This is a genomic window from Maridesulfovibrio sp., from assembly GCF_965230075.1.
GTDB lineage: Bacteria > Desulfobacterota > Desulfovibrionia > Desulfovibrionales > Desulfovibrionaceae > Maridesulfovibrio.
The window spans coordinates 2,116,240-2,129,573 of record NZ_OZ245945.1; the positions used below are offsets into that span (position 1 = coordinate 2,116,240).

Here is a 13,334-nt window from a genome sequence, read left to right on the forward strand (position 1 = left end):
CAAAATTAAAGTCGTCCCCTGCTCAAGCAGAGAACGACTTTTTTTTGCAGAGAAATGCTGCTGCTGTCCAGTTCTAAAACAATTATTAATAAACAATTGATCTAAAGAACTGCTGGAATGCAAAATTCTGCACTTATTTTTCAGCAGCGGCTAAACCTGTGCAAGCTGTTCCTGTTCTTCGTTGGACAGGAGCCTGTTCAGGTCAAGCAGGATAAGCAGTCTGTCTTCAAGCTTACCTACTCCACTGATGTATTCGGATTCGAGGCCGGAAACAACAGGCGGCGGCGGTTCAACGGTGGATGCGGGAATTCTCAAGACCTCGGAAACGGAGTCCACAACAAAACCTACGATCATGTCGTTGATTTCAATAACAATGATTCTGGTATGCTGATCGTGTTCACGAGTCTGCAGACCGAACTTGCTCCTGAGATCGATAATGGGAATAACTTTACCACGAAGGTTAATTACGCCCTCTACAAATTGCGGCGCTCTGGGAACCTTGGTAATCTCCATGGTTCTGATAATCTCTTGAACCTTGAGAATATCGACACCGAATTCTTCTTCACCGATACTGAAGGTAACCAGCTGAATCAATTCCGCGTCAAGCGTAATCTTCTTACCTTCTTCCATACTTGTCCCCCTGTTATATTTTTACAGTGGATGACCAAGGGATTTGATCAATTTTAATTTATAAGAAAACTCAAAAGTTCTAATTTAATACCATATTATTATTCATCTGGAACATTTGCAAGCTAATCCTGAAATTATAAAAGAATTACGCATTTTTTCTTAGCACAGAAATTGACTAGCTCCACTTTAATGACTATCAATAAAATCTGATAGCAAAAAGCGAAGCTCAGGAGGGTATGAACTCGCATGGCTCAGTTTTCCCCGACAGAAAATATTACTCTGGAAGATCAAATTAAATCATTAGCAAATGAAGAACTGCTCGACTTTTGGGAAGAAACACAATTTCTGGCCAAGATGCTTGAACAGGATAATCAAGAAGATATTCAATACAGCCCGGAGTACGAAAGGCTGATCCTGCAGGAACTGCAACTCAGGTCATCAATGAAGACTCTGGATCCTTAAAAAAGTAAGGCCCGCCGATGGCGGGCCTTTTTATTTGTCATTTCTATTAAGAGCTAATCTTCAGTTCCAACCGGACGACGGCCTACGCTGAAGTAAGCAAATCCGCTGCTTCCAAGATAAGCAGGATCATAAAGGTTCCTGCCGTCAAAGACCAAGGGGGCATGGAGAGACTCTTTCACTCTATCGAAATCGGGGTTCCTGAACTGGTTCCAGTCGGTAACAACAGCAAGAGCATCTGCGCCTTCAAGCACTTCATACTGGTTGTGGACAATCTCCACCAGATCATTATCACTCAAAATTTCTGCTGCTTTTTTATATGCAACAGGATCGAATGCTTTAATTTTCATTCCGGCGGAAGTCAGTTCTTCAATAATGGAAAGAGCGGAAGACTCACGCATATCATCAGTATTGGCTTTGAATGCAAGCCCCCACAATGCCAGGGTTTTACCCTTAACACCGCCCTGCGGCTCGAAGTAATCCAGAATCTTTCTGGAAAGCATTTTCTTCTGACGATTGTTGACGGAATCAACGGCCTCGATAAGTTCAGGCTGCGCTCCTACTTCTTTAGCGGTGTTGATCAGGGCTTTCACATCTTTAGGAAAGCAGGATCCGCCGTATCCTACACCGGGGTAGATAAAGTAGTAACCGATGCGGTGGTCAGAACCGATACCGAGGCGCACTTCACGTACGTTAGCACCTACCTTTTCGCAGATTCCGGCCATTTCGTTAATAAAGGATATTTTGGTTGCCAGCATGCAGTTTGCAGCATACTTGGTCATCTCCGCACTTCTGGTGCCCATGAAAATAAGTTTTTCACGGCTACGGGCATAAGGTGCGTAAAGGGTTTCGAACTGTTTGCGAGTTTCCTCATTTTCAGTACCCACAACAACCCGGTCAGGCTTCATGAAATCGCTGACAGCATCCCCTTCCTTAAGGAATTCAGGGTTAGAAGCCACATCAAATTCAATATCCAGACCGCGTTTATCCAGCTCTTCCTGAATAGTAGCGCGAACTTTATCGGCGGTTCCCACGGGAACGGTGGATTTATCGACAATAATTTTGGGTTCAGTCATGTTCTGACCGACCTGACGGGCTACAGTCTCAACATAACTAAGATCACAACTACCATCGGCACCGCAAGGAGTACCCACGCAGATGAAAACCATTTTTGCTTTTGCCAGCCCTTCTTGAAGGTCAGTGGTAAAGAAAAGTCTTTCGTCTTCGTAGTTACGCTTAACAAGGACATCAAGGCCGGGTTCAAAAATATGGATCTGACCCTGCTTGAGGGTTTCAACTACATCGGGGTTAACATCCACGCACCATACGTGGTTACCCATTTCAGCAAAACACGCCGCGCTGACCAGACCCACATATCCGGTCCCTACAATACAAATGTTCATTAGCTGTTCTCTCGTTTATTTATAGCGTTTGATTTTCTATAATTAGCTGGCAATATCTCAGGTGCCGGGCTGACGCTTAATTGATCCTAGTGCGGATAACGCCATTATGTTTTTAATGTCAACTCTAACCCGGTTACAAAGATATGACGGTTGCCATCAAAGTCCATTAACTATATTGTGCTGTTAGCAAGCCGGAAACCGCTTCCAGCTTCATTTTTAATATAATAAAAATTCGACTTTAAAATTAAGAAATAATTTTACCGGAGGATATAATCATGCCCTTCTTATGCGTCAATGTTGACCATGTTGCTACTATCAGGCAGGCACGCCTTGGAATCGAACCTGACCCCGTTACCGCAGCCGCCATGTGCGAGCTGGCCGGAGCAGTAGGCATCATTATGCACCTGCGCGAAGACCGTCGTCACGTTCAGGACCGAGATATTGATATGATCAGCAGAACCATCCAGACCGACTTTCATTTTGAAATGGCTGCTACCGAAGAAATGCAGCAGATTGCTCTGCGCATCGATCCTGCCACTGTTTGTCTCGTACCTGAAAAACGCGAAGAACTGACCACCGAAGGCGGACTGAACTGCATCGGACAGGAAAAGCGTCTTACCGAATATCTTGCCCCGCTGCACGAAAAAGGAATCGGCTCCAGCCTGTTCATCGATGCTGACGCTGACCAGATCAAAGCAGCCAAGGCAATCGGTGCTGAATACGTTGAAATCCACACCGGACATTTTGCCGATGCCCCCACTCGTTCAGAGCAGAAAGCGGAACTGGCCCGCATCATCGACGGCATCAAGATGTCTCAGGATCTTGGACTCAAGGTCAACCTTGGTCACGGCCTGAATTACGTGAATATTCTTGATTTCGCTGACGTTCCCGGAATCTGCGAATACTCCATCGGCCACTCCATCATGTCCCGTGCAATCTACGTGGGCATTGATCGCGCTGTCCGTGACATGGTTGAAATAATTAGAAACTTTGCTGATTAACCCATGATCATCGGACTTGGAATTGATATAACTGAACTTGACCGCATTAAGCGTTCGCTGGATAAATACGGCGAACGCTTTGCGGAAAAAATCCTCACTCCTGCGGAACAGGAACTGATTCCGGCTAAGAATCCAGTACCATACGTAGCAGCCCGCTTTGCCGCCAAAGAAGCAGCCGTAAAAGCACTGGGAACCGGATTTGCCGAGGGGATAACATTCCACACAATCGAAATAACCCGCATGGAATCAGGTGCGCCGCAGCTTAATTTTCTAGGCAAAGCCCTTGAAAGAAGCAAAATCATGGGCGTTGAAGGTGTCCATATTTCGATTACACATGGTCGAGATTCTGCCGCTGCTGTAGTTGTTTTAGAAAAATAGACGGCGAAGCCTTACTAAAAAGTTTGGGATTCTTAAACCCTTTCCAAAGGGTTTAAGGCCCCCGGCAGGGCCGCCGGAGGCAAAAGGAGTTCATATGCTCTCACCACTTCCTACTCCCGCAGAAATGTCCAACTGGGACAAAATCACCATCAATGAAATCGGCATTAGGGGCGAGATCCTAATGGAAAACGCTGGACGCGAGGCCGTATTCGCCCTGCTTAAGGGCTATGGAAATGTATCCGGTAAAAAGATCCTGATCATTGCCGGATCAGGCAATAACGGCGGTGACGGCTTTGTCATGGGCCGCATGCTGGCTGATCTGGGTGCGGAAGTTCTTATCCTGCACACGGCTTCCAAGAGTAAGTATAAAGGCGACGCAGCCTATATGCTTAAAGTTGCTGCACGGCTGGGCGTGAACATGAAATTTTTCCGGGCCACGGAAAAGGTCGTGCTGCCGGAAGCAGATATTATTATTGATGCCCTGCTGGGTACCGGATTTTCCGGGAAACTGCGTCCATTTGCCCGTGGAATTGTGAATGCGGTTAATTCAGCAAACAACAGCTTTATCTTTGCGGTCGATATTCCTTCAGGCTTGAACGGACTGACAGGACAACCCCAGCCTGTTGCTGTGCAGGCCCATCTGACCGTAACTTTTGAAGAAGCCAAAATTGGCCTTGCCTTGCCGCAGGCAGATGCCTACACTGGCACTTTAGTGGTCACTCACATAGGCATCCCCAACGGGGTTAAGTACAAATACCCGGTCGCCCATCAGCTGATCAGGGAAAATGCGCTTGAATTCATTCCTGCGCCCTCCCCGGCCATGCATAAGGGAAGTTCCGGACACGTATTGCTGGTAGGAGCTTCAAAAGGATTGACCGGAGCGCTGCATCTGGCAGGAATTTCCGCCCTGCGTGCCGGGGCCGGACTGGTCACCATGGCCTGCCCGGACGGCCTTGCTTCTGAAGTAAAAGCCGGCAAGCCGGAACTCATGACTAAAGGGCTTGGTTCCGGCGATCAATGGAATGATCAAATGATCGCCGAACTACTCCCGGAGCTTGAAAAATACGATGCCTTGGTCATTGGTCCAGGGCTGGGACGCGATAAGGGTGCGCTTGATCTAGTGGAAACTGTGGTCAGACACGGACATCCTCCGGCAATATTTGACGCAGATGCTCTATATGCATTTGCAGAACGGCCTGAACTGTTGGAACGGATAGCTGAAAATTCTATTCTCTCTCCGCATCCCGGTGAGATGGCCCGTATGGCAAACAGCACTATCCCCGAAGTTGAAGCGCAACGCATCAACACTGCTCGTGATTTTGCTCAAGCAAGCAAAACCCTGCTCGTACTAAAGGGAGCCGGGACAATTATCGGCTGCCCGGACGGACAGGTTATCGTGTCACCTCTTTCCGCACCCAACCTTGCTGCAGCAGGCTCCGGGGACATTCTGGCCGGAATGGTCGGAGCTTTGTTGGCAAAAGGAATTCCTGCTATGCAAAGCGCTTGTATCGCGGTATACTGGCATGGACTGGCCGGACAGTATCTGGCTGAAAATTTTCCGTATCGAGGAAACATAGCAACTGAAATCGCGGACGTGCTCCCCCAAGTGCTCAAGGAGGAATTATGCTGAAAGCCAAAGACATTATGACTTCCGGTGCTCTCACACTCGAACCTGATAATGACGTGGCAACTGCCGCCAAGCTGCTGCTTGAAAAACACCTTAACGGTCTGCCGGTTGTAGACCGCAGCGGAAAGCTGGTCGGGGTTATCTGCCAGAGTGACCTTGTGGCGCAGCAAAAAACCATTTCCATGCCTTCCCTGTTTACCATTCTGGATGGCTTCATCTCATTTTCTTCAAACGAAGAGCTTGAGCGTGAAGTGAATAAGATTGCGGCTACTAAGGTGGAACATGCCATGACCCCTGACCCCATAACCATCGAACCCGACACAAGTATTGAAAAAATAGCCGACCTCATGGTCGAAAGAAAGTTTTACACCCTGCCGGTTGTTGAAAACGGCAAGCTTGTCGGCGTTGTCGGTAAAGAAGACGTTTTAAAGGTTTTAGCTAAGTAAATGTGTAATGATAAACTGATAATCAATCTGCCGGATGTGGAGGCGACTTTAAAACTCGGCTCCACTCTGGCTTCTTTTTTTCTGGAAACTAAAAAACTGGTACCCATCTTCCTGAACGGGGATCTTGGAGCGGGAAAAACAACTTTTGTTCGCGCATTGGTAGAAAGTTTCCCCGGCGCGCAAAACGCAGAAGTAAGCAGCCCAAGTTTCAATATTCTTAATATTTACCCCACAAAACCTCAGGTTGCGCATTTTGACCTCTATAGACTTGAAGGTCAGACACCTGATGATGATTTCTTTGATCTGCTAAGTGATAAAAAAACTTTGACAGTTGTAGAGTGGATTCAGTATCTGAATATTGAATTCTGGCCTGAAAGCGCACTGCTCTTCACTTGGACCCCTGCCGCATCTGGCAGAACAATAGAATTGACCCTGCATGGTTCAGCGACCTCCCTCTATGAAGAGCTTGCCTCATTTCTCAAGTCATTCCAATAATATCCGTTGAACTCATGTGGTAAGGAGATAATGTTCAGATGAACATCGTAGTACAGAAATTCGGTGGAACCTCGGTCAGGAACCTCGAATGCATGAAGCAAGTACTGGAAAAAGTCATGGTGCCTTACGAAAAAGGCAACAAAGTTATCGTAGTCCTCTCCGCAATGTCCGGTGAAACAAACCGGTTGATTGATCTGGCCTATGAATGGTCCGATAACCCGGACCTCGCCGAAATGGACTCTTTGGTTTCCACCGGGGAACAGGTTTCCACAGCCCTGTTTTCCATGCTTCTCAAAGATCGCGGAATCAAAGCCCGCTCCCTGCTCGGGTTTCAGATCCCCATTAAAACAGACTCTGATTATTCCCGCGCACGTATCCTTGATATTGATCGCGATAAAATCGAAGAAATGTTGCAGGAAAATGATATACTGGTCATGGCCGGTTTTCAGGGCTGCGACGAAGGTAAACGAATTACCACCCTTGGCCGAGGCGGCTCCGACACATCCGCTGTAGCCATGGCCGCAGCTATTGAAGCTGATGTCTGTGAAATTTTTACTGATGTTCCGGGCGTATTCACTACGGACCCTAACATCTGTTCAATGGCCCGCAAGCTGGACCACGTCTCCTATGATGAGATGCTCGAAATGGCCAGCATGGGTGCGAAAGTACTACAGATTCGTTCAGTTGAATTTGCTAAAAAATATAATGTTAAAGTTCATGTCCGCTCTACTTTTAGCGATGAGATCGGAACATACGTCACTCAGGAGGATAAGAATATGGAATCAGTACTTGTTTCCGGAATTGCATATGACAAGGATCAGGCCCGTGTAACTCTATCCAAAGTTAAGGATGAACCGGGCGTATCCGCAGCACTGTTCACTCCTCTTGCTGAAGCAGGTATTCTGGTTGATATGATCGTCCAGAACCCCAGCCGTGACGGCCGCACTGACATGACTTTTACCATTCCCAGAGGTGATCTGAAAAAGACCCTTGAAATTATTGATGAGATTAAAGACCCCATGGGAGCTCAGGACGTTCTGTACGATCAGCATGTTTGCAAAGTTTCCGTTATCGGTGTCGGAATGCGTAACCATTCCGGTGTTGCATCCAAGGCATTTCAAGCACTGCGTGACGAGAACATCAACATTCTGATGATCAGCACATCCGAAATTAAAATTACCTGCCTAATTGAAGAAAAATACACTGAACTGGCCATAAGAACGCTCCACAACACGTTCGGGCTCGATAAATCGGGGTCCGATGAAAACTCACTTTAGCAAATGAAACAAATAAAAATATACGACACCACCCTGCGTGACGGCACACAATCCGAAGAAATAAACTTAAGCGTACAAGATAAAGTGCGCATCACCCGCAAGCTGGACGACCTCGGCGTACATTACGTCGAGGGCGGCTGGCCCGGGTCGAATGCCACAGATAAGGAATTCTTCCAGGAAATCCAAAACTACGCGCTCAAGAACTGCAAAATATCAGCCTTCGGTTCAACTCATATGAACCGCCTTACTCCCGAAAATGACCCTAACCTGAACGCCCTGATTGAATCAGGAGCCAAAGCTATGTCCATTTTCGGCAAAACATGGGACTTCCACGCCACCAGCGCGCTAGGTGTCACTCTCGAAAGAAATATCGAACTGATCAGCAACAGCATCGGCTACCTGCGTCCACATGTGGAAGAGCTGTTCTTTGATGCCGAGCACTTTTTTGACGGCTTCAAGGCCAACCCCGAATTCACCATCAGCTGCCTTAAAGCTGCACATGAAGCAGGTGCTGATGTGCTCGTACTTTGCGACACCAACGGTGGTTCAATGCCGGAAGAAGTCGCAGAAGCATGCAAGACCGTGCTGGAAAAAATCCCCGGTTGCAACATCGGCATCCATGCCCACAATGATTGCGACCTTGCGGTAGCCAACTCACTTGCAGCGGTCAAAAACGGCGCAATCCAGATTCAAGGAACTATGAACGGATATGGAGAGAGATGCGGTAACGCCAACCTTTGCTCCATCATCCCCAACCTTGAACTCAAGCTCGGTTATGAGACCATCGGCAAAGATAAACTGATCAAACTGAAGGAAACTTCCACCTACATCACTGAAATCGCCAACCTGCGCCCCTTTCTGCGCCAACCCTTTGTTGGACAGGCCGCATTCGCGCACAAAGGCGGTGTACATGTCAGTGCCGTGCTCAAAGATTCCACCAGCTACGAACACATTGATCCCCTGCTGGTCGGTAATGACCGCCGCGTGCTGCTCTCCGACCTTTCCGGTAAGAGTAACGTACTCTATAAAGCCAAGCAGTACGGTTACGACCTCGATAAAAATGATCCTGCAGTGCAGACCATTCTGGCCGACATCAAGGAACGTGAATCCATCGGATTTGAATATTCAGCAGCCGAGGCTTCCTTTGAACTGCTCTTCTTCAAAGCCATGGGCTGGTCCAAGCGCTACTTTGAGTTCATTAACTTCTTTGTAGTCGATGCCAAACGTAAAAACGATTCCGAGCCTTTTTCCGAGGCCACTGTTATCGTAAAAGTCCATGGACAGGAAAACCATACCGCAGCTTCAGGTGACGGTCCGGTTAACGCCCTTGACAAAGCACTGCGTAAGGCACTTGAGCCTTTCTATCCGTCATTAAAAGAAGTTCGTTTACAGGACTTTAAGGTAAGAGTATTGTCCGGAGCTGTACGTCAGGCAGCGGGAACGAGTTCCAACGTCCGTCTGCTTATTGAATCCACTGACGGCAAAAGCCAGTGGACCACCATGGGCGTCAGCCACAACATCATTGAAGCAAGCTGGCAGGCCCTTGTGGACTCCATCAACTATAAGCTCTTCAAGGATGATCCTCAAAAATGGCCATCAAGATAACAGGACAATACACCGAACCGTGCAGAATCTCCGTTCTTTGTGACAATGAATCCCTGAATGCAAACCTCGGTAAGGAATGGGGACTTTCCATGGCCCTTGAACTTCCGGGAAATGACCTCTGGCTCTGGGATTGCAGCGCAAGCGACCTTTTCCTAAAAAATGCCGACGCTATGAATATTGACGTCAGCAAGGCCAAGGGGCTGGCAATCAGCCATGGTCACTGGGATCATACCGGAGGCATGGACGCGCTCATGGAAGCTGATTTTATGGGACCTGTTTATGCCCATCCTGATTTTGCCAACAAGCGTTATTCAAAAGAAGATGACGGTTCCGCCAAGGATGCATCTTTCCATTGTGAGTATCCGGGAACAATCATTGTCCGCGATGATGTGGAGCTGGAAGACGGGCTGTTCATGATCACCGAAATTCCGCGTCGCGACGGTTTATTTGAAGCGACTAAGGATTTATTCATCGATCAGGAAATGACTCAGGTCGATCACGTCAATGATGACGCTTTTATGCTGCTCATGAGCAATTCCGGCCCGATCGTAGTGCTCGGCTGCTGTCACAGTGGTCTGGCTAACTCACTCTACCATATGCGGGACCTGACCGGGATTAATTCCGTACATGCCATTCTTGGCGGTCTTCACCTCTACTCTGCTGAGAAGGCAGAATACGAAAACACCGCCAAGGTCATTGAGGAGTTCAACCCCAAGATTGTCTCTCCCGGTCACTGTACTGGAAAAGACGGCTTCGAATTCCTGAAAAAAAGGCTTTCCTGCGAAGTGGTACCCATGGGTTCCGGTTCGATTTATGAATTCTGATTCTGCTAGCTAAATTAATCCATAAAAAAGGTCCGTTAAGTTAATCTCAACGGACCTTTTATTTTGTACTTTTCGAAAGAGCTTACAAATCAAACCCGATCATCTTTGCAAGTTCAGGATCATTTTCACCTATCAGGGCTTTATCCCAATAGCAGTTCTGGAGTTGCCAGAGATCAACCGGTAATTCAATCATACGAGCCCGTTCGATAACTCCACGAATGCTGTCCCATAAGGTAAGATCATTATGCAGCATCGTGCAGAGCTGCTTAGCCAACTGCTCAACAAAATAATCGAGATCAGGATGGTCCCGGCCGACTTTTTTAATAAAGTTCAGGGAATCTTCGCCGATATTATCACCGGAAAAGATATAATTCCATGCCAGCCCGGGCCATAACTTACGCCACTTTGGTGCCCAAGTCTGAGAAGTCTGGTAATCTTCAAAGTCATTGAATAAAACAGGTCCACACCCGGTGTTCAAAATCTGGCCTTCCCATGCCTTATGGGCAAATCTGTTAACCCATGTAAGCGCGAGGGACTGTTTTTTCTTCCATGAAATTTCCGTGAGCGGATAATGTTCAATCTGCCCTGCAGGCAGGGATATTTCAATTGATCCGGTAAGGACCCGCTCCCCTTTCTCCCATTTCCAGCTGTATTCTTTTACTTCCGACTCAAGTTGCCAACGGATTTCAGCCTCGCCACGAGCCACAACAAGGGAAGCATCGTTGACCCTGATAAGAACAGAAACACCGGGCCATTCAATGCGTCCTTCTTCTCCGGGCAAGGGGAAAACTCCTTCAACATATAGTCGAGCCAAGGCCTGCCCGATAAGGCTTCCCGGAGTTTCACTCTGAGGCTTGATCTTGCTGTTCCAGAGATCGATGGTTGAACCATAGCGCTCTTCATTGGATCTTGCTTCCCCGGCTATGGAAAGGAATTTCTCTTCCATGCCGATCAGTCCGGTTTCCTGAGCAATTTCGATAGCCCGTAAAGCAAATCCCATGTTATTAATTGGCTCTAAGCGCGCAAGATCATCAAAAAACCACCCACAACTTGCGAAAGAAGAAAGAGCCCATTTCTGCATGGACAGCAATTTCCAACCCATATCAGCTTCGGCACTTTCTTCAGAAACCTTAAAGTTCTGCTTGAAGAATTGTACTTCAGTAACCATACCGCTTAGAACAGTCCCATACTCCACCAAGGCCTTGCGGGAATTCTTGAAAATCTTATCACCATGGTTAAAATAGTGAGCGTTCATCAAAGTTTTGATTGCATCAAGCCCTTCCCGTAGAGGTCTTCTCCATTGCTGATTCCAGTCAGGATGCCCTCCGGTACAGCAGCCGCAGTCATTGCGCCAGCGCTCAATACCGTGATAGCAACTCCATGAAGAATCTTCACGAATCTTTACCTTACGGGTCGGTGGACGCTTTTCAAGATAAGCCCCGTAGTTTAGCAACGAAATTCCATCACGTTCTTCAATGGCTTGAGCCAATACATAAGCCAGCGCCATTTCGCCGAATTCCACATGATGTCCGTACGTCTCACCGTCAGTTCCGATAGAGAGGAGACCTTCTGCGGAAGCTCCTGAAAGCTTAGTCCAGAATTCATCTCCATTTTTGAGCAAACCTTCAAAAGCAATGGCCTGAGAAAGGCCGCCATCGTAAAAGAAGACAGAGATAGTCCGGCCTGAAGGCAATTCCACAAGATACGGTTCTTTTATGTTGAGAGAATATTCGTCCACTTCCTGCCAATCATCAGTCCCCAGTTCTGCAATTGCTTCCGCCTGCCGTGGGGCCAGCAATGTGAAGGCAATGCCATGATCTGCTAGGGTTTCAAGGGTATCGGTATTACAGGCGGTTTCAGAAAGCCACATACCTTCAGGTCTGCGTTTAAACCGGGATTCAAAATCCGCAATAGCCCATGCCACTTCGGCATCACGGTCAAGCTCTGAGGCAAGGGGCATGATTACGTGGTGGTAAATCTGAGCAATGGCATTACCATGCCCCCAGCGTTTGAGGCTTAAGGCATCACCTTCAAGGATCTTGGCGTAAAGGGCCGGTTCGGACCGTTCAATCCAGCGGAATAGGGTCGGTCCCACATTAAAACTCATCCATTCATAACAATTGATGATATCAAAAATGCCGTCACTGCCCATACGTCTGGCCCATGCAAGCGGTCCATAACTTTCACGGCAGATACGCTCATTCCAGTGTCGGAATGGAGCCGCACTTCCTTCAGGAAAAATCATATCCAGCCACGGATCTTCACGGGGAGGCTGATAAAAGTGACCATGAACGCACAAAAATTTACCCGACATATGTTCTCCTTACGGTTTGAGGCCAGTTTTGTGGATAGTAACTCAATGATTCTATTAAATCCAACAGAAAACATAATTGTGGCAACATATTAACAGCCAAAACCAAAAAGGCAGTGAGTTACCTCACTGCCTTGGAAAATCAAACCGTCAGAAAAACTATTTCACGTAACCAGCCTGTTTAAGCATACGCGAAGCCCGATCTGCCAGTACAAAGCCGCTCTCATATAATATTGCCGGACCTTTAAGAGAAATTTTATTAATGTACCCGACATCAAGCAAAACATTAAGAATATCGTCGGCAAAGGCTTCCAGCATGATACTTTTGGGAGCAATACCCCGAAAAAGTGAAATTCTTGAAAGATGGAAAATATCGATCAAAGCCCTAATATGAACCTTGTCCAAAATTTCATTGATTTCAACATCTATGCCGCAGAATGTCTCCCAATCTTTGTCCTTTACTTCCTCGCCGAGCCTGTCAAATTCCTTTTCAGCCTTGCGTGAAACCCTGTATCCCTCGAGATTATTCCCACAGGATGTACAGATACTGCCCTCATCTATTAAGCCGGACTCAAGAAGTTCATTAATTAGTTCCGGATCATATATATAGGCTTCCCGCTTAGGCAGAAGTCCGTGATACCTTTCAATTTTGGAATAACTCCTAATATGTTTCAAGAGTTGCATATGTCGTTCATTTAGAACCATGGGGCATAAATCTCCATTGTTTGCATGTATTATCCGAATACACTCGGCAAACACCCCTTAGTTGTTACTGAACAATTTTTCTACCACTTTTGTGTTACAGTTTTCCGCTAATGCCAATACTAAAGAAGGAAAATAGAAGCGGAGTTACTCACAAACTGAGCAACTCCGCTTCA

Annotated in this window: 13 protein-coding genes; 9 read left to right on the forward strand and 4 right to left on the reverse strand. The window is 47.2% G+C overall.

All coding sequences use genetic code 11. The annotated features are described in order from the left end of the window. Positions 1 to 150: 150 nt before the first annotated feature. On the reverse strand, positions 151 to 630 hold the full coding sequence (locus ACO05Z_RS09595; protein WP_419779619.1) for a chemotaxis protein CheW: 480 nt from the start codon (positions 628 to 630) through the stop codon (positions 151 to 153). 246 nt (positions 631 to 876) lie between these two features. Here ACO05Z_RS09595 and ACO05Z_RS09600 point away from each other — a divergent pair, with 246 nt between their 5' ends. Further along, positions 877 to 1,092, forward strand: a complete 216-nt coding sequence (locus ACO05Z_RS09600; RefSeq protein WP_163295948.1) for a hypothetical protein — start codon at positions 877 to 879, stop codon at positions 1,090 to 1,092. A gap of 53 nt (positions 1,093 to 1,145) precedes the next feature. Here the strand turns inward: ACO05Z_RS09600 and ACO05Z_RS09605 are convergent, their stop codons facing one another. Continuing rightward, a complete protein-coding gene (locus tag ACO05Z_RS09605) occupies positions 1,146 to 2,492 on the reverse strand; it encodes a UDP-glucose dehydrogenase family protein (protein ID WP_421901955.1) in 1,347 nt (448 codons plus the stop codon). Between the two features lie 275 nt (positions 2,493 to 2,767). Here ACO05Z_RS09605 and ACO05Z_RS09610 point away from each other — a divergent pair, with 275 nt between their 5' ends. The 8 genes from ACO05Z_RS09610 (at position 2,768) to ACO05Z_RS09645 (ending at position 10,145) form a co-directional block, all read left to right on the forward strand. Further along, positions 2,768 to 3,493, forward strand: a complete 726-nt coding sequence (locus ACO05Z_RS09610; protein WP_421901957.1) for a pyridoxine 5'-phosphate synthase — start codon at positions 2,768 to 2,770, stop codon at positions 3,491 to 3,493. Between the two features lie 3 nt (positions 3,494 to 3,496). Next, positions 3,497 to 3,871: a holo-[acyl-carrier-protein] synthase gene (locus tag ACO05Z_RS09615; RefSeq protein ID WP_421901958.1), complete on the forward strand. Its 375-nt coding sequence runs from the start codon at positions 3,497 to 3,499 to the stop codon at positions 3,869 to 3,871. 94 nt (positions 3,872 to 3,965) lie between these two features. Beyond that, complete coding sequence (locus tag ACO05Z_RS09620) at positions 3,966 to 5,501, forward strand: NAD(P)H-hydrate dehydratase (protein ID WP_421901959.1); 1,536 nt, start codon at positions 3,966 to 3,968, stop codon at positions 5,499 to 5,501. Further along, positions 5,495 to 5,944 (forward strand): CBS domain-containing protein, encoded by a 450-nt coding sequence (locus tag ACO05Z_RS09625; protein WP_421901960.1) that lies wholly within the window; start codon positions 5,495 to 5,497, stop codon positions 5,942 to 5,944. Before ACO05Z_RS09620 ends, ACO05Z_RS09625 begins: the two co-directional genes overlap by 7 nt. Further along, positions 5,945 to 6,439: a tRNA (adenosine(37)-N6)-threonylcarbamoyltransferase complex ATPase subunit type 1 TsaE gene (tsaE, locus tag ACO05Z_RS09630; RefSeq protein WP_421901961.1), complete on the forward strand. Its 495-nt coding sequence runs from the start codon at positions 5,945 to 5,947 to the stop codon at positions 6,437 to 6,439. A gap of 38 nt (positions 6,440 to 6,477) precedes the next feature. Beyond that, positions 6,478 to 7,716 (forward strand): aspartate kinase, encoded by a 1,239-nt coding sequence (locus ACO05Z_RS09635; protein WP_421901963.1) that lies wholly within the window; start codon positions 6,478 to 6,480, stop codon positions 7,714 to 7,716. Between the two features lie 3 nt (positions 7,717 to 7,719). Continuing rightward, complete coding sequence (gene cimA, locus ACO05Z_RS09640) at positions 7,720 to 9,321, forward strand: citramalate synthase (RefSeq protein WP_421901964.1); 1,602 nt, start codon at positions 7,720 to 7,722, stop codon at positions 9,319 to 9,321. Next, positions 9,306 to 10,145 carry an MBL fold metallo-hydrolase gene (locus ACO05Z_RS09645; RefSeq protein ID WP_421901965.1) on the forward strand — a complete coding sequence of 280 codons (840 nt, stop codon included), beginning with the start codon at positions 9,306 to 9,308 and terminating at the stop codon, positions 10,143 to 10,145. The genes cimA and ACO05Z_RS09645 overlap by 16 nt, the downstream gene beginning before the upstream one ends. Before the next feature lie 82 nt (positions 10,146 to 10,227). Here ACO05Z_RS09645 and ACO05Z_RS09650 read toward each other — a convergent pair whose 3' ends face one another. Both ACO05Z_RS09650 and ACO05Z_RS09655 read right to left on the reverse strand, forming a co-directional pair. Continuing rightward, entirely contained in the window at positions 10,228 to 12,459 is a 2,232-nt protein-coding gene (locus ACO05Z_RS09650) for a DUF3536 domain-containing protein (RefSeq protein ID WP_421901966.1), read from the reverse strand. Positions 12,460 to 12,615: 156 nt separating this feature from the next. Next, complete coding sequence (locus tag ACO05Z_RS09655) at positions 12,616 to 13,161, reverse strand: hypothetical protein (protein ID WP_421901967.1); 546 nt, start codon at positions 13,159 to 13,161, stop codon at positions 12,616 to 12,618. Positions 13,162 to 13,334 lie beyond the last annotated feature (173 nt).